Origin of the sequence: Bradyrhizobium sp. DN3 (assembly GCF_041357655.1) — a bacterium.
Lineage (GTDB): Bacteria > Pseudomonadota > Alphaproteobacteria > Rhizobiales > Xanthobacteraceae > Bradyrhizobium.
The window spans coordinates 79,778-96,225 of record NZ_JAULLN010000026.1; the positions used below are offsets into that span (position 1 = coordinate 79,778).

At 64.6% G+C, this 16,448-nt stretch carries 15 protein-coding genes and 1 pseudogene; 8 read left to right on the forward strand and 8 right to left on the reverse strand.

From position 1 onward, the window contains the following. Positions 1-128 precede the first annotated feature (128 nt). A complete protein-coding gene (locus AAE027_RS31080; protein WP_370989207.1) occupies positions 129-1,706 on the reverse strand; it encodes a cation:proton antiporter in 1,578 nt (525 codons plus the stop codon). Between the two features lie 119 nt (positions 1,707-1,825). Here AAE027_RS31080 and AAE027_RS31085 point away from each other — a divergent pair, with 119 nt between their 5' ends. Next, the gene (locus AAE027_RS31085; protein WP_370989208.1) at positions 1,826-2,587 is read left to right on the forward strand and encodes a tetratricopeptide repeat protein; all 762 of its coding nucleotides are present in this window, start codon (positions 1,826-1,828) and stop codon (positions 2,585-2,587) included. Between the two features lie 121 nt (positions 2,588-2,708). Here AAE027_RS31085 and AAE027_RS31090 read toward each other — a convergent pair whose 3' ends face one another. Further along, a complete protein-coding gene (locus AAE027_RS31090) occupies positions 2,709-2,930 on the reverse strand; it encodes a hypothetical protein (RefSeq protein WP_370989209.1) in 222 nt (73 codons plus the stop codon). Here AAE027_RS31090 and AAE027_RS31095 point away from each other — a divergent pair. The 4 genes and pseudogenes from AAE027_RS31095 to AAE027_RS31110 all read left to right on the forward strand — a co-directional run bounded on the left by AAE027_RS31095 (position 2,929) and on the right by AAE027_RS31110 (position 7,782). Next, a complete protein-coding gene (locus AAE027_RS31095; protein WP_370989211.1) occupies positions 2,929-4,098 on the forward strand; it encodes a tetratricopeptide repeat protein in 1,170 nt (389 codons plus the stop codon). The two genes, AAE027_RS31090 and AAE027_RS31095, sit on opposite strands and share 2 nt — an antisense overlap. A 341-nt stretch (positions 4,099-4,439) precedes the next feature. Continuing rightward, a complete protein-coding gene (locus AAE027_RS31100) occupies positions 4,440-6,350 on the forward strand; it encodes a propionyl-CoA synthetase (protein ID WP_370989212.1) in 1,911 nt (636 codons plus the stop codon). A 238-nt stretch (positions 6,351-6,588) separates the two neighbouring features. Beyond that, positions 6,589-6,858 (forward strand): hypothetical protein, encoded by a 270-nt coding sequence (locus AAE027_RS31105; RefSeq protein WP_130213412.1) that lies wholly within the window; start codon positions 6,589-6,591, stop codon positions 6,856-6,858. Between the two features lie 188 nt (positions 6,859-7,046). Then, positions 7,047-7,782: pseudogene (locus tag AAE027_RS31110) on the forward strand (OmpW/AlkL family protein). Between the two features lie 141 nt (positions 7,783-7,923). Here the strand turns inward: AAE027_RS31110 and AAE027_RS31115 are convergent. Continuing rightward, on the reverse strand, positions 7,924-8,106 hold the full coding sequence (locus tag AAE027_RS31115; RefSeq protein WP_370989213.1) for a hypothetical protein: 183 nt from the start codon (positions 8,104-8,106) through the stop codon (positions 7,924-7,926). Positions 8,107-8,246: 140 nt separating this feature from the next. Beyond that, on the reverse strand, positions 8,247-8,942 hold the full coding sequence (locus AAE027_RS31120) for a DUF1013 domain-containing protein (protein WP_164935139.1): 696 nt from the start codon (positions 8,940-8,942) through the stop codon (positions 8,247-8,249). Between the two features lie 264 nt (positions 8,943-9,206). On the opposite strand from AAE027_RS31120, the gene ispH reads away from it, so the two are divergent. Genes ispH through rnhA form a run of 3 tightly spaced genes read left to right on the forward strand, consistent with a single transcriptional unit; the run spans position 9,207 to position 11,626 of the window. Then, positions 9,207-10,175, forward strand: coding sequence for a 4-hydroxy-3-methylbut-2-enyl diphosphate reductase (gene ispH, locus AAE027_RS31125; protein WP_091895109.1), 969 nt, complete (start codon positions 9,207-9,209; stop codon positions 10,173-10,175). 6 nt (positions 10,176-10,181) lie between these two features. Next, positions 10,182-11,165: a homoserine kinase gene (locus tag AAE027_RS31130; RefSeq protein WP_370989214.1), complete on the forward strand. Its 984-nt coding sequence runs from the start codon at positions 10,182-10,184 to the stop codon at positions 11,163-11,165. Continuing rightward, positions 11,162-11,626, forward strand: coding sequence for a ribonuclease HI (rnhA, locus tag AAE027_RS31135; RefSeq protein ID WP_091895107.1), 465 nt, complete (start codon positions 11,162-11,164; stop codon positions 11,624-11,626). Before AAE027_RS31130 ends, rnhA begins: the two co-directional genes overlap by 4 nt. Before the next feature lie 168 nt (positions 11,627-11,794). Here rnhA and AAE027_RS31140 read toward each other — a convergent pair whose 3' ends face one another. The 4 genes from AAE027_RS31140 to AAE027_RS31155 form a co-directional block, all read right to left on the reverse strand. After that, positions 11,795-12,280: a peroxiredoxin gene (locus AAE027_RS31140; protein WP_091895200.1), complete on the reverse strand. Its 486-nt coding sequence runs from the start codon at positions 12,278-12,280 to the stop codon at positions 11,795-11,797. 108 nt (positions 12,281-12,388) lie between these two features. Then, positions 12,389-12,943, reverse strand: a complete 555-nt coding sequence (locus tag AAE027_RS31145) for a DUF924 family protein (protein ID WP_370989215.1) — start codon at positions 12,941-12,943, stop codon at positions 12,389-12,391. A gap of 15 nt (positions 12,944-12,958) precedes the next feature. Beyond that, positions 12,959-14,644, reverse strand: a complete 1,686-nt coding sequence (locus tag AAE027_RS31150) for a long-chain fatty acid--CoA ligase (RefSeq protein WP_370989216.1) — start codon at positions 14,642-14,644, stop codon at positions 12,959-12,961. Positions 14,645-14,831: 187 nt separating this feature from the next. Next, on the reverse strand, positions 14,832-16,325 hold the full coding sequence (locus AAE027_RS31155) for a D-alanyl-D-alanine carboxypeptidase family protein (protein ID WP_370989217.1): 1,494 nt from the start codon (positions 16,323-16,325) through the stop codon (positions 14,832-14,834). Between the last annotated feature and the right edge of the window lie 123 nt (positions 16,326-16,448).

Consider the following 16,448-nt stretch of genomic DNA (forward strand, 5'->3'; position numbering starts at 1 on the left):
GGCGAAGGCCGGGACCCATAACCACTGGATTGTGTTTGGCGACGACTCGGAGTTACCAGTCTTGCGTCACAACTTCTCCCTGGGGTATGGGTCCCGGCCTTCGCCGGGACGACGACGAGATTTTTGACCTATCCCCCCGCGCTCAATTCGGCGCGATCGAGCTCTTCCTCGAGTTTGTGAAAGGCGTCGTCGCCGATCACCTCGGTGGCGCGCAGATCGAAGATCGATTTGCGCGCGGCCTCGATGGCGCGGCGGCGCAGGGGATCGGCGGGCAATTCGCCATTGGCGATGCCGCCGTTCGGATCGGTCTCGGCCTGCATCAGGATGGCGCGATATTCGAGCCTGAGGATCTCCGCTTCCTCCGATGGATCGCTCTCGATGGCATCGAGCGCGGCGCGATAGGCGATGGCGCGCCCGCGCGCGACTTCGGTGCCGACCGGATCATCGTCCTTGAGGCCGAAGGCCAGGATGAGCGGCCGCAGCGTCAAGCCCTGGATCACCAGCGAACCCAGCACCACCGCAAAAGCGATGAAGACGATGAAGTCGCGGTAAGGAAAGTTCTCCGGCAGGGCGAAGGCGGTGGCGAGCGTAACGAGGCCGCGCATGCCGCACCAGGAAATGATGAGGCCGCCCTTGGCCGAGGCGACCTGTTTTGGATCCTTCGGATGATAGATGCCGTGGGCGACCAGCACGCGCAGCGTCGTGCGGTAGAACGTCACCCATAACAGCCGGACCACGACCACGGTGAGCAGGATCCAGGCGGCGGCGACGCAATATTCCCAACGCACGTCGGCATCGAGCCGCGTCCAGATCGGCCGCATCTGCATGCCGATCAGCATGAAGGCGAGCACGTTGAGCACGAACACCGTCGTCTCCCAGACCGCATAGGACGGCACCCGCAGCCGCGCCGGGATGCGCGCCGGCGCCGTGCGCGCGACCGTGATGGCGTAGACCACGATGGTAAGGATGCCGGAGAGGCCGAGATGCTCGGCGGCGATCCAGACCAGGAAGGTAGTGGCGAACTGCACGATGATGGCACTCGGCGCCTCCGTCACCCGCTCCATGAACAGCGGAATGATGCGCCCTGCGAGCAGGCCGGCGATGACGCTGCCGACAAGCGCCAGTGCCATGGTCGGCGCGACCTGGCTCCACGTCAGGTGCTCGGTGGCGATCGCACCGACTGCGATGCGATAGATCAGCAGCGCGGTCGCGTCGTTGAGCAGGCTCTCGCCCTCCAAAACCTTCACCATGCGGTAGGGCAGCTTCACCTGGCTCAGGATCGCGACCGCGGCCGCGGCATCCGGCGGCGCCACGATGGCTCCAAGCGCGACCGCAGCGGCCCAGGGCATGTCGGGCATCAGCCGGTGCGCGACATAGGCCACACCAACCGTGGTGAGGCCGACCGCGGCGACGACCAGGGTCGAGACCGGAACCCAATTGTTGCGCAGATCGCGCAGCGAGGTGTCGAAGGCGGCATCGAGCAGCACCGGTGCGACAAAAAGCGCCAAAGCCAGGTCCGGCTCCAGCGTCCAGGACGGGCTCGACGGCACGAAGGCGATCAGCGCGCCGCCGATGGCGAGGAAGGTCGGGTAGGGGACCTTGATCCGCCGCGCCAGCGCCGATAAGCCAACAGCGCCCAGCAGAAGCACGATGATCCATTCGAATGTCGACACGATGATCCCCGAAACCGATTTGAGCGACACCACAAGCTAGCACCAATCCGGCCGTAATGATGGATAGTGGGGCGGCAAGGCAAGATTGAAGGTGAGGCCGACCACAAGGCTGACGATAAGGCTGAAGGCAAGACTTTCCGACTGCAGCGAGCATGCGTTCTTTTCTCATTCAACTGTCAGGCGCCGGGCTGCTCTGCGCGCTCTCGCTCGCCGCGGCCCATGCCGCGACGGGCGGCGAGCCGGTCGCGGTGCCGCAGGTCGACGTCGCGCCATGCCTCGCGGCGACCGCGGCCGACGAGATGGACAAGGCCGTCACGGCCTGCGCGGCCGTGATCGACAATGAGAAGACGGCGAAGGAAGATTTGATCAAGGCGCTGATCGCGCGCGGCGCGCTTTATGCGCGTCACGACCAGGTCGACCGCGCGATCGCCGACGACAGCCGTGCACTCCTGCTCGATCCCGCCCTCGCGGACATCTTCAACGCGCGCGGCGAGCTCTGGCTGAAGAAGGGCGACAAGCCCAAGGCGGTGCAGGATTTCGGCGCGGCGCTCAGAATCGATCCCAACCACGAGAAGGCCAAGGCCAATCACAAGGCGATGGCGCGCGAGCTCGAGCGGATCGGGGCGCAGATGGCGGTCGCCGGCAAGCCCAGCTTCAACTGCGCGCGGGCGCGTCGTGCCGTGGAAAGGGCGATCTGCGGCAATCGCGAGCTCGCCGATCTCGACCGGGAGATCTTTGCATCAAATGCCCGCGTGATCCGCGAGGCGCGCAATGCGGGCGAGGCCAAGGCGCTCCAGCGCGAGCACGATGACTTTATTGCCCGCCGAAATGCCGGGTACGGCCGGCCTGGGTACGACCTGAAGAAGGCGATGCAGGAGCGGTTGCAGCGGCTGAACGGGGTGGACGGATATTGAGCCCTTCGCCTCTCCCCGCAAGCGGGGCGAGGGAGAGAAGCGGCAGTGCTCCCCTGACGGCCCTCATTGAACCCATTCCTTGCCAGCCGCGACAACGGTGAGAACCCGACGTCACGGAGCCCTATGCCATGTGCGGCACGCCTTTTTCCGCGCAAATGCCCTCGTTTGCCAAAATTTCGCTGCGCGCGTTCTTCCTCGGCGCGGCAATGAGCCTAGCGCTCGTCGCTCCAGCCTCCGCCGGCACCGATTGCGTGCCGGGCAGCAAGGCTACTCCTGCGGACCTGATCTCCGCGTGCAGCGCCATCATCGACCAGACAACAAATCCGGCGTCTGAACGCTCCATGGCGCTCGTCGCTCGCGCCGAAGCCAATGCGCGAACCTCCGGAGGCCAATCGCAGGCGCTGCGCGATCTGGACCGCGCCATCGCGCTCGACGGCAAGAACGCAAAGGCCTGGCGCGTGCGCGGCAACCTCTTGCGCGAGGCCGGCGGCGACCTCAATCGCGCCGCGGCGGATCTCACCAAGGCGATCGAGCTCGATCCGCAGGATGCGGAGGCTTACGAGTCGCGCGGCGTCGTCTACACTAACCAGCATCGTTTCGACCGCGCCATTGCAGACTACGATCAGGCCATCAAGCTGAAGGCGGATTTCGCCCAGGCCTGGTCCGACCGCGGCGCGACCTTCTATCTGCGCGGCGACTACGACAAGGCCGTCGCTGACCTCAGCGAGGCGCTGCGCCTCGATCCGAGCCGGGCGCGCAGTTACACCAACCGCGGCGCCGCCTACAAGAAGCTCGGCGAGCTCGACAAGGCGATCGCAGACGACAGCGAGGCGATCCGGCTCGATCCAAAGGTGCCGGAGTATTTCGACAACCGCGGTCTCACCTATGCCGCGATGAAGGAGTACGACAAGGCGATCGCCGATTACGATCAGGCGATCCGTCTCGAGCAGCGGGTGAACTTCCTGACCAACCGCGGCGACTCCTACCAGTTCAAGGGCGAGCTCGGTGCTGCGCTGTCGGACTACAACGACGCGCTGAAACTCGATCCGAATTTTGCCAAGACCTACAACAACCGCGCCGTGCTCTACAAGAAGATGGGCGAGCGCAAGAAGGCGCTGGCCGACTACGAGGCGGGGTTGCGGCTCGATCCCGCCAATGAGAACGCGCTCAACGGCCGCCGCGCGATGATCGCCGAGATCGCAAAATTCGGCGGCGAGCCGCGCAGTGTGCTGAACGCCGTTCCCAGCGAACCGTCGTTCGACTGCGCCTCCGCCAAGCGCGAGGTCGAGAAGGTGATCTGCGCCGATCCGCAGCTCGGCGTACTCGACCGCCAGATCGCCGAGGCCTACGAGCGGGTGCTGAAATCCGCGAGCAAGCGCTCGGCGGATGGCCTGCGCAAGTCCCAGCGCGATTTCCTCGTCACGCGCGATGCGAGCTTCCGTCGCCCGGGCTATGATCTGAAAAAGGTCATGCAGGAGAGATTGCAGAAGCTGAATGCGATGGAGAGCTGAGAGCCTCTTCGCCTCTCCCCGCCTGCGGGGAGAGGCCGGAATGCGCGCTGAAAGCGCGGATTCCGGGTGAGGGGGACTCTCCGCGAACTCATTTCTCACCGTCTTTGCAGATGCAGCCCCTCACCCCAACCCTCTCCCCGTAAGGACGGGGAGAGGGGGCGCACCGCCCGCGCGGCCGGCAGCGTGCCTCCTCCAAAAGACCCATCCTTTTCGGCTTGAACCGCGGCCCGTTCCCGGGAAAATAGCCTCAAACAGGGCCGGCACTTGATCCTGGTCATGGCGGGACGCCCGTCCTGCCACAAGGGTCAGGGCCAGGCCAGAAAGGGAACGGGAGCGCGGGAATGAACATCCAGGGCAAGAGTCTCTATCACGAGGTCCATGCGCGCTCGCTGGCGGACCCTGAGGGCTTCTGGGCCGAGGCGGCCAAGGAGATCGACTGGATCGAGCCGCCGAAGGCCATCTTCGATTCCACGCAAGGAACCTACGGCCGCTGGTTCGCCGGCGGCGTGGTCAACACCTGCTACAATGCACTCGACCGCCATGTCGAACGCGGCCGCGCCGACCAGGCCGCGCTGATCCATGATTCGCCGCTGACGGGCAGCGTCACCAAAATCACCTACGCCGAGCTCTTGAGCGAGGTGCAGGCGCTTGCCGCGATCATGCGGGATTTTGGTGTCGCCAAGGGCGAACGCGTCATTCTCTATATGCCGATGGTGCCGGAGGCGGTGGTCGCGATGCTCGCCTGCGCGCGCATCGGCGCGGTGCATTCCGTGGTGTTCGGCGGCTTTGCCGCCAAGGAGCTCGCCACCCGCATCGACGACGCCCAGCCAAAACTCATTCTCTCCGCGAGCTGCGGCATCGAGCCCGGCCGCATCGTGCAATACAAGCCGCTGCTCGACGAGGCAATCAAGCTCGCGAGCACGAAGCCGAAGGCCTGTATCGTGCTGCAACGTCCGCAGCACACCTGCGACCTCACGCCCGGCCGTGACTATGATTGGGCGAGCCTGCGCCGCAAGGCGATGAACGACGGCAAGAAAGCCCCTTGTGTGCCGGTCGCGGCCACCGATCCGCTGTACATCCTTTATACGTCAGGCACCACGGGCATCCCCAAGGGCGTGGTGCGCGACAATGGCGGGCACCTCGTCGCGGTGAATTGGTCGATGTTCAATCTCTATGGGGTCAAGCCGGGCGAGGTCTGGTGGTGCGGCTCGGACATCGGCTGGGTGGTCGGCCACAGCTACATCGTCTACGGGCCGCTGATCCACGGCGCGACGACGATCATGTATGAGGGCAAGCCGGTCGGCACGCCCGATGCCGGCGCATTCTGGCGCGTGATCTCTGAGCACAAGGCGGTGGCTTTCTTCACGGCGCCGACCGCGTTCCGCGCGATCCGCAAGGAGGATCCCGAAGGAAAATTCATCCGGCAATATGACCTTTCGAAATTCCGCACGCTGTTCCTCGCCGGCGAGCGCGCCGATCCGCCGACGGTGGAATGGGCGGAGCAGCAGCTGAAGGTGCCGGTGATCGATCATTGGTGGCAGACCGAGACCGGCTGGTGCATCGCCGGCAATCCGGTCGGCCTCGGCATGCTGCCGGTGAAGCACGGCTCGCCGACGGTGCCGATGCCAGGCTACCAAGTCGATGTCGTCGATGAAGCGGCAAAGCCAGTTGGCCCCAACACCATGGGCTCGATCGTTATCAAGCTGCCGATGCCGCCGGGCTGCCTGCCGACGCTGTGGAATCAGGACGCGCGCTTCAAGGAATCTTACTTGAGCGAATTTCCCGGCTATTACAAAACCTCGGACGCCGGCTACAAGGACGAGGACGGCTATGTCTTCGTCATGGGCCGCACCGACGACATCATCAACGTCGCCGGTCATCGCCTCTCCACCGGCGGCATGGAGGAGATCCTGGCCTCGCATCCGGATGTGGCCGAATGCGCGGTGCTCGGCGTCAAGGACGCGATCAAGGGCGAGGTGCCCTGCGGCTTCCTGGTGCTGAAAGCGGGCGTGACGCGTGCGCCCGCCGAGATCGAGAAGGAGATCATCGCGCTGGTGCGCGACAAGCTCGGCCCGGTCGCCGCCTTCAAGCTCGCGATCACCGTCGGCCGCCTACCCAAGACGCGCTCCGGAAAGATCCTGCGCGGCACCATCAAGAAGATCGCGGACGGCGAGGCCTGGACCATGCCGGCGACGATCGAGGACCCCAAGGTGCTCGACGAAATCGGCGCGGCGCTGAAGGGGAGGGTGTGAGATTTGCGCCGGTCGTTCTGCCTGTGAGGCGCAATGCCGCCCTCTCCACCTTCCGCTGTCATCGCCCGCGCAGGCGGGCGATCCAGTACTCCGCGGCGGCAGTTGTGTGACCCAATGACCGCCGCGGCGTACTGGATTCCCCGCCTCCGCGGGGAATGACAGCGAGAGGGGACGGTATCCAAGGACTTACATTCTCCGCATTCCGCGCTAAACAGTGCCGGCCAATAGGGGACCTCGTATGCCACTCGCCGCCACGTCGCGTCTGCTTGCAGCCGTCACTCTCGCCATCGCTCTCTCCGCCTGCTCCGCGCGTTACCAGACGCCGGTGGCGGTGGGCGGCGACGACGACGACGCGGTCTGTCAGAGCCGCGGCTATGCGCAGGGCTCGCCGGAATATGTGGCCTGCCGCAAGGACCGCGACGTCCAGCGCAATGCGGCCACCGCGCGCGCCGACCGCCGTCAGCGCGATCTCGGCGAATACATGCTGAACCATCCGGAACGGCCGTGAACGCTGGCGCGGAATTATCATGCCGCGCCGCCTGCCTGCACTCACGTTTCCCGTGACACATCTGCCACGCCGCGACCAAATCGCAGGCGGTCTGTCCTGATTTGATCGGCGTCAAATCCTTCATCATCTCCTTTCTGCTCTGACGCTCGTATCGCGCAACGACGCGCGAGAGATGAAGGGGAATGAAGATGGACGGAACGATAAGAAACTTGGCACGGCTCGCTGCGATTGGCGCGATGCCCGCGGGGGCTTCTGCCTCAGTGCAGGCCGCCGATCAGCCGGTCTACAAGAAGGCGCCGCCACAGGTGGAAAGCTTCAATCCCTGGATGGTGCGCCTGCGCGTTGCCGGATGCCGGCGGCAGCACTGTCAACGTTGCGGGCGTGCCGTCGCTGTCGTCGCCGAATTCGGGCCTCTCGATCAGCGACCAGGTCGTGCCCGAGCTCGATATCAGCTACTTCTTCACCAGGAACATCGCGGCCGAGCTGATCCTCGGTGTGACCAGGCATTCGATCAGCGGCACCGGTTCGCTCGCGAACCTGCCGATGGGCAAGACCACGCTGCTGCCGCCGACGCTGACGCTGCAATATCACTTCGACAATTTCGGCGCGTTCAAGCCGTATATCGGCGCCGGTGTGAACTACACCGTGTTCTTCAACAATTCGGCCGCCAACACGCCGGCCGCGATTGTCGGGCCGCCCGCGATCGTCGCCACCACCACGAGCCTGCACGTCAGCAATGCCTGGGGTGGTGCCGTGCAGTTCGGCTTCGACTACATGCTCGACCGGCACTGGGGGCTCAACGTCGACGTGAAGAAGCTCTGGCTGCGGCCGGACTACTCGGCGACCGTCTCTGGCCTGCCCGTCACCGGCACTGCGCATATCGACCCGTGGCTGGTCGGCGCGGGCGTCACCTACAAGTTCTGACGGCGTTTCGCGGCGCCGGGTCGGGCCCCGGCGCCGCGATGTATTTTCCGTTTGATTGTAGTGGGATCGTCATCGCCGGGCCTGACATTGACGGTGCTCGGCATCGTCTCACCAGCGAATGCGATAAACGGTGGAAAGCGGCTATCCCGCGTGCGCCGTCCGCGGATGCCGATCATGCAGCAGCTTCGCCAAATCGTCGCGATCGCCAGGGCGGTCCGTCAGGGCAATCTCGAACAGGGCTTCCTGGATATCCCGGGGCATGTCGCCCCACGCTGCCAGGACAGCGCGCCCCAGCATCAACGCAAAATGGTTTTCGTCCCGCATCGCTGATCCTCCGCGCTGGAAACAATGCGACGTCAGCCGCATCGTTCCGGTAGCGGTGTCGCGAAAGTTCCCGCCCGCAAGCAAAAACGCGGCGGATCGCTCCGCCGCGTTCGAACCGGATGCGGTGCAGGGAAGGAAGCCTACTCCTCCTCGTCCTCCTGCTTCTTGCCGCCGAGCGTCTTCAGCTTGGCGAATACGGCGTCGACATTGAGGTCGTCGCTGGACTTCTCCGCTGGCTCGTACTCGTCCTTCTTGGTGGTCTCGGAGGCCGGCAGCAGGGTGGCGCCGCCATAGGCTGCGTCGATCGGCTTTTCCTTGGCGGCGCGCTGCACCTCGAAATCGAGTTCGATCTGCGAGCAGAGGCCGAGGGTGACGGGGTCGATCGGGGTCAGGGACGATGTGTTCCAGTGGGTGCGGTCGCGCACGCTCGCGATCGTGCTCTTGGTGGTGCCGACCAGGCGCATGATCTGGGCGTCTTTCAGCTCCGGATGGTTGCGCAGCAGCCAGAGGATGGCGCTCGGGCGCTCGTGGCGGCGTGAGACCGGGGTGTAGCGCGGGCCCTTGCGCTTGGGCTGGGGCGGCAGCACCACCTTGCTCTCCTGGAGGCGAAGCCGGTAGTCCGGGTTCTTCTCGCCTTTCTCGATCTCCTCGCGGGTCAACTGACCGTTGGAGAGGGGATCCATACCCTTAATGCCCTGGGCAGCGTCGCCGTCGGCGATCGCGCGCACTTCGAGGGGATGCATTTTGGTGAAATCGGCGACCTGGTCGAAGGTCAGCGCGGTGTTGTCGAGCAGCCAGACGGCGGTCGCCTTGGGCATCAGAGGTGCGTTGCTCATGGCAAATCTCCTTTGTGCTTCGCCCACCCCTCTGGAGGCGAAACCGGTGGTCATCAGCGATGACAGGGAATTCGCGCTATATAAGCCCGGAGGGGGTAGCCACGCAATGGTTCTGCTATAGATAGTGCCTTGACAGCGCCCGAAAGGGGGCCCAATTCCTTTTAAAGTCGCTGTAAGGTCCAAGCAGCTGTTTTAAGCCCAATTCCATCCATCGACCGCCCCCGCCAGAAGGCGAAACGGGTGATTCGGTCCCGAGATCGCTCAATGTCAGCCAAACCAGACCTCAAGATCGTGCTTTGTTCTCCCCGCGGCTTCTGCGCCGGGGTGGTCCGGGCGATCGACACCGTGGAACGGGCGCTCGATAAATACGGCGCCCCCGTCTATGTTCGCCATGAGATTGTGCACAACAAGTACGTCGTCGATGGGTTGAAGAAGAAGGGCGCCATCTTCGTCGAGGAGCTCGCCGAAATACCTGACAACACCACCGCGCCGGTGGTGTTCTCGGCCCATGGCGTGCCGAAGTCGGTTCCGGCCGATGCCCAGTCCCGCAATTTGTTCTCGCTGGATGCGACCTGCCCGCTGGTGACCAAGGTGCATCGCGAGGCCGCGATCCACTTCAAGCGCGGCCGCGAGATCTTCCTGATCGGCCATTCGCATCATCCCGAAGTGGTCGGCACCCTCGGCCAGCTTCCGGTCGGCGCCGTGACCTTGATCGAGACCGCCGAGGACGCCAAGACCATCACGCCGAAGGACCCTGACAATCTCGCCTTCGTGACCCAGACCACATTGTCGATCGACGACACCGCGGAGATCGTGGCGCTGCTCAAGGAGCGCTTCCCGAACATCAACGGGCCGCACAAGGAAGACATCTGCTACGCCACCACCAACCGCCAGCTCGCGGTGAAGAAGGTGGCGCCGGTGGTGGACGCCCTGATCGTGGTCGGCGCGCCGAATTCGTCGAACTCGCAGCGCCTGCGCGAGGTCGCCGAGCGCGAGGGCTGCAGGATCGCGGTGCTGGCGCAGCGCGCCACCGACCTCGATTGGGACAAGTTCGGCAACATCACGAGCCTCGGCATCACCGCGGGCGCGTCGGCGCCGGAGGTGATCGTCGAGGAGATCATGGACGCGTTCGCCGAGCGCTACACGCTGCATGTGGAGACGGTCTCGGCTGCGGAAGAGAACGAGTTCTTTCCGCTGCCGCGCTCGGTGCGCCCCGAAGCCGCCGCAGAGTAAATCTGCATGGCGGTCTACACCGACGTTGCCGCCGACGAGCTTGCGGATTTCCTGAAGCAATATGACCTCGGCGAATTGCTCTCCTACAAGGGCATCGCCGAGGGCGTCGAAAACTCCAACTTCCTGCTGCATACGACGACCGGATCGTTCATCCTCACGCTCTATGAGAAACGCGTGGCGAAGAACGACCTGCCCTACTTCCTCGCGCTGATGACGCATCTCGCCGAGCACGGCATCAACTGCCCGTTGCCGGTGAAGGCGAGGGACGGCGAGGCGCTGCGCGAGCTGTCGGGCCGGCCGGCCGCGATCATCACCTTTCTCGAAGGCGTGTGGCCGCGCAAGCCGAACGTGGTCCATTGCGCCGGCGTTGGCGAGGCGCTGGCGAAGATGCATCTGGCTGGCGTCAACTTCGCGATCAAGCGCGCCAATACGCTCTCGGTCGCTGGCTGGCGGCCGCTGTTCGATGCAGCTTCAAACCGTGCCGACGAGGTGCAGCCGGGCCTGCGCGCCTTTCTCGCCGCCGAGCTCGATCATCTCTCGAGCGGGGTCTGGCCGACCGACCTGCCGGAGGGCGTGATCCACGCCGACCTCTTCAACGACAACGTCTTCTTTCTCGGCGACAAGCTCTCTGGGATCATCGACTTCACCTTCGCCTGCAACGACATGCTGGCCTATGACATCGCGATCTGCCTCAACGCCTGGTGCTTCGAGCCGGATCATTCCTTCAACGTCACCAAGGCGCGCGCCTTCCTCAATGCCTATGGCCGGGTACGAAAGCTCTCCGAGGCGGAAGAGGCCGCGCTGCCGCTGCTGGCGCGTGGCGCTGCGATCCGTTTCCTGCTGACGCGGCTGGTCGACTGGCTCAACGTGCCGCCGGGCGCACTGGTGAAGCCGAAGGATCCGCTGGAATATGTCCGCAAGCTGCGCTTCCATCAGAGCGTGACGAGCGTTCGCGACTATGGGCTGATGCCCTCAGGACTGGTGGCGTGAGCGAGCTTCCCAATGTCACGATCTATACCGACGGCGCCTGCTCGGGAAATCCCGGGCCGGGCGGCTGGGGCGCGATCCTGAAGTTCGGCGACAAGGAGAAGGAGCTGAACGGCGGCGAGCGCCACACCACCAACAACCAGATGGAGTTGATGGCGGCGATCTCCGCGCTCGAAGCACTGAAGAAGCCGTGCACGGTCGATCTCTACACCGACAGCCAATATGTCCGTCAGGGCATCACGGGATGGATCTTCGGCTGGAAGCGCAACGGTTGGCGCACCGCCGACAAGAAGCCGGTGAAGAATGTCGAGCTATGGCAGCGTCTCGATGCCGCGCTGAAGCAGCACGAAGTCCGCTGGCACTGGGTCAAGGGCCATGCCGGCCATCCCGAGAACGAACGCGCCGATCAACTGGCGCGAGACGGGATCGCGATGGCAAGATTGCAGCAGAGGGTGAGGGAGTAGGCGGCGTCGTCTCGGACGTCGCCAAGCTCTCCGGCGTCATCGCCCGGCTTGACCGGGCGATCCAGTATTCCAGAGACGGCTGTGATTGAGCCGAGAGGCCTCGGCGTGCTGGATCGCCCGCCTTCGCGGGCGATGACAGTTGTGCAAGTGGCGCGAGGATGTCGTGCCCTACAGCTGCCCCAGCAGCGTATCGCCGCCGGAGACCTCGACCTTGCCGGGCATCGCCTCGAGGTTCAGCTTCTTGACCACGCCGTCCTCGACCAGCATCGAATAGCGCTTGGAGCGGATGCCGAGGCCGTTGGCGGAGGCGTCCAGCTCCATGCCGATCGCTTTGGTGAAATCGGCGTTGCCGTCGGCGAGGAAGATGGCCTCGTCGCGCTGGTCGGTGTCGCGCTTCCAGGCATTCATGACGAAGGCGTCGTTGACGGAGACGATGGCGATGGTGTCGACGCCCTTGTCCTTCATGGCGTAGGCGTTGAGGAAGATGCTCGGCAGATGCATCTTGTGGCAGGTGCCGGTATAGGCGCCGGGCACCGCGAACAGCGCCACCTTCTTGCCCTTGAAGATATCGTCGGTGGTCTTCACCTGCGGACCTTCCGCCGTCATCACGCGGAATTTCGCCTCGGGCAGCTTGTCGCCAGTCTGGATCGCCATCATCAGTCTCCCTGAATATCGGTCCCGCTTTTTAGACCGTGGCGCCGGCCTGCACAATATTGCCGGCGGCGGAAGCGGCGAAGGCAGCGGCTGTTCACCGTGATGTCATCAGCCCGTAAAACCGCCGCCGTCGAGGAAGGCCTGCTCTTCCTCAGTCGTGTCACGGCCGAGCAGGCGATTGCGGTGGGGAAAGCGGCCGAACCGTCGGATGATGTCGGCGTGCTCGCGAGCGTATTTCAGGTTCACGGCATTGTCGGTGTTTTGAAACAGCGCAACGCAATGCAGCTGGTCAGCCAGGTGCTCGGAATGCATGAAGGGCAGATAGAGGAATTCGAGCAGGATGGGATCGACCCTGCGATCTGTGCCCCTTTCGATGGCGCGGCGGGCAACATCGCGCGCCTGCGCGTCGCTGGCAAAAGCCTCCGGCGTGTCGCGGAACATGTTGCGGGGAAACTGATCGAGCACGATGACGAGCGCGAGCGCGCCGTCGTCGCTCGTCTCCCATGATGCAAGCTCACCGGCGGCCGCCTTCTGCCACAGGGCGAGAAAGCGGCGCCTGACCTCTGCGTCGAAAGCGTCGTTGCGCTTGTACCAGCGCTCGCGGCCGGCCTCACGCCAGAAGGCGACAATGTCTGATGGCGTGATGTCGCCGACTTCCAGCATGAATGGAAAGCGGCCTTACGCCGCCGCCGCCTTCTTCTCGTCGCGAAGCTGCCGGCGCAGGATCTTGCCGACATTGGTCTTCGGCAGGTCGTTGCGGAATTCGATGTGCTTGGGCACCTTGTAGCCGGTGAGCTGCTCCTGGCAGAACTTGATCACGGCTTCCGCCGTGAGGTTCGGGTCCTTCTTGACGATGAAGGCCTTCACCGCCTCGCCCGACTTGGAATCGGGGATGCCGATCACGGCGCATTCGAGCACGCCCGGATGGCTCGCGATCACTTCCTCGATCTCGTTGGGATAGACGTTGAAGCCGGAGACCAGGATCATGTCCTTCTTGCGGTCGACGATCTTGGTGTAGCCCTTCTCGTCCATCACGCCGATGTCGCCGGTGCGGAAATATCCGTCAGCGGTCATCACCTTGGCGGTCTCCTCCGGCCTGTTCCAGTAGCCGGACATGACCTGCGGGCCCTTGGCGCAGATCTCGCCCGCCTGGCCGAGCGGGAGTTCGTTGCCGTCGTCGTCGCGGATCGAGATCCAGGTCGAAGGCACGGGGATGCCGATCGTACCCGTGAACTCCGTTGCCGTCGCGGGATTGCAGGTCAGCGTCGGCGAGGTCTCCGACAGGCCGTAACCTTCGGCGATGAAGCAGCCGGTGATCGCTTTCCATTGATCGGCCACGGCGCGCTGAACCGCCATGCCGCCGCCGTTCGAGATCTTCAGCTTGGAGAAGTCGAGCTTCTTGAAGTCGGGATGATGCATCAGGCCGTTGTAGAGCGTGTTCACGGCCGGGAAGCTGTTGACCTGGTATTTCGCCAGCTCCTTGACGAAGCCGGCGATGTCGCGTGGATTGGGGATCAAGAGATTGCAGCCGCCGGCGCGCACCGCGAGCAGGTAGCAGGCCGTCAGCGCGAAGATGTGATAGAGCGGCAGCGCACAGACGATCATGAGCTGATCGACATGCGGCGGCGCGGCGAGCGCCGGCTGGAGCCAGGCGTCGTTCTGCAAGACGTTAGCGACGATGTTGCGGTGGAGCAGGGTGGCGCCCTTGGAGACGCCGGTGGTGCCGCCGGTATATTGCAGGAAGGCGACGTCGCCCGGCGAGAGCTTTGGTTTGTTGAAGGTCATGCCGCGGCCGGCGGAGAGCGCGTCGTTGAACGGCACCGCGCCCGGCAGCGACCATGCCGGTACCATCTTCTTGACGCGACGGACGACGAGATTGACGATCACGCCCTTGAAGCCGAGCAGGTCGCCCATGCTGGCGACGATGACGTGCTTCACCGGCGTCTTCGCGATCACCTGCTCGACCGTGTGGGCGAAATTCTCCAGCACGATGATGGCCTCGGCGCCGGAATCCTTGAGCTGGTGTTCGAGCTCGCGCGGGGTATAGAGCGGATTGACGTTGACCACCGCGAAACCGGCGCGCAGCACGGCAGCGGTCGCGACCGGATATTGCAGCACGTTCGGCATCATGATGGCGACACGGGCGCCGCGCTGCAGCCCACGGCCCTGCAAATAGGCGGCGAGCGCGACCGACATCTGGTCGAGGTCGCGATAGCTGATCGACTTGTCCATGCAAATGAACGCCTTGCGGTCGGCGAACTTGGTGAAGCTCTCCTCCAAAAGGTCGACCAGCGAGGCGTATTGCGTCGGCTCGATATCGGCGGGCACGCCGGGCGGATATTGCTTGAGCCAGATGCGCTCCATGGAAACTCCCCTCATCTAACTGAGCCCGTTGTGTCTCGGGCTTGCCTCATTGCCGCCAGTATCGAGCCTGCCGGAACGGGTGGCAAGCCGTCGAGGCTTAGGGCAAAGGTCCGGGAGTAGCTACTGGAATCATCAGACCGCGCTGCCGCAGGTGCGAAGTGCGGGCGCGGTCCAGCCTGAGGGGCCGTTAACTGTTGTTGGCCGGCTTGGGTGCGGCGGGCTTGGTCGCGGCCTTGGGCTTGGCAGGCTTGGGAGCCTGATCGCCAGTTGCCGCCGGTTTCTCGGCGGGTTTTGCCGCCGCATCGTGCTTGGCCGCGGCATGCTTGGTCCCGGCCGGCTTGGCTGCGGTCTTGGTATCGCTCTTGCTGTCGTTCTTGGCGTCAGGCTTGGCAGCCGGCTTCGCCGCCGCCGTCTTGGATTCCTTGCCCGCGTCCTTATTCCCGTCCTTCGGCTTGTCGGCGGCGTCAGGCTTCTTGGCGACGCGCGACTTCTTGCCACGCGGCTTTGCGACCGTCTGTTGGTCGGCATCGGCCGCGACCGCCGCGATCAGGGCCGTGCCGGTACGGGTCGGGCCGGTATAGACCAGCACGGGCTCGGCAGCGGCTGGAGCAGAGGCCATCAGCTCGGAAGCCTTCATCATGGGCGGCTGCAGGCCGGCCGTGAAGAAGGTGACCTGGGCTTCGCCGCCGGTGGCCGAGGCCGATCCGGTCGTGCTGCCATTGGCCGCGATCAGCGCATCGTCATCGTCGCTGGCCGGCCGCTTGCGGTTGGGCCCGCACATCTCGTCGCGCAAGTTCGGCGGCGAGGCGTCGACCGGCACGAGATTATCGACGCTGCCGAGCGAAGGTCGCAGCCATGTCAGATTGTCCTGGCTGAAGCCGCGCTCGAGCAGCTGCGCCGCCTTCACCGCGCGCGCGGTGCCGGAATTGGCGCCCAGCACCACGGCGATCAGCCGGCGACCGTTGCGCGTGGCCGATGCCACGAGATTGTAGCCGGAGGCGCAGATGAAGCCGGTCTTGAAGCCGTCGGCGCCGGGATAGCGGCCGATCAGCTTGTTGAAATTGCCGGTGATGCGCTTGCCGAAGCGGATCGCCGGGATGTGCACGAAGTACTCGTACTCCGGCAGGTCGCGCAGGAACGCGCGCGCCAGGATTCCGAGATCACGCGCGGACGTGATCTGGCCGTCGGCGGGCAGGCCGTTCGGATTGACGTAGCTCGTCTGCGTCATGCCGAGCTTCTTCGCGGTGTCGTTCATCATCACGGAGAAGCCATCGATCGAGCCGCCGACGCCTTCGGCAAGCACCACGGCCATGTCGTTCGCCGACTTGACCATCATCATCTTCAGTGCGTTGTCGACGGTGAGCTGCGTTCCCGGGCGGAAGCCCATCTTCGATGGCGACTGCGAGGCTGCCGTCGGCGACACCGTGAGCAGCGTGTCGAGCGTGAGCCTGCCGTCCTTGACCGCCTTCAGCGTCACATAGGCGGTCATGATCTTAGTGACGGAGGCGGGGTACCAGGGAATAGTCGCGTTATCGGCCTGCAACACCTTGCCGCTGTCGGCTTCGATCAGCAGCAGCGCTTCGGCGCGCGCTGCGCCCGGCGCGAGCAATGCGGCGCATGCGAGGCCCGCAGCGAACAGGTTGAACAGCGATTTGCGAAGCAGCGGGCGAAGGGCGTGCACTATCCGATTCCGGTCCTTGGAGACCCGCCGATTCCCTGCGGTTCTCGTGATCTGATGGTCGGTTTTGAAATCCAGCGCCGCCGCTTGCGGCGTCGCAAACCTATACCGGCTGATGCGTCGAGA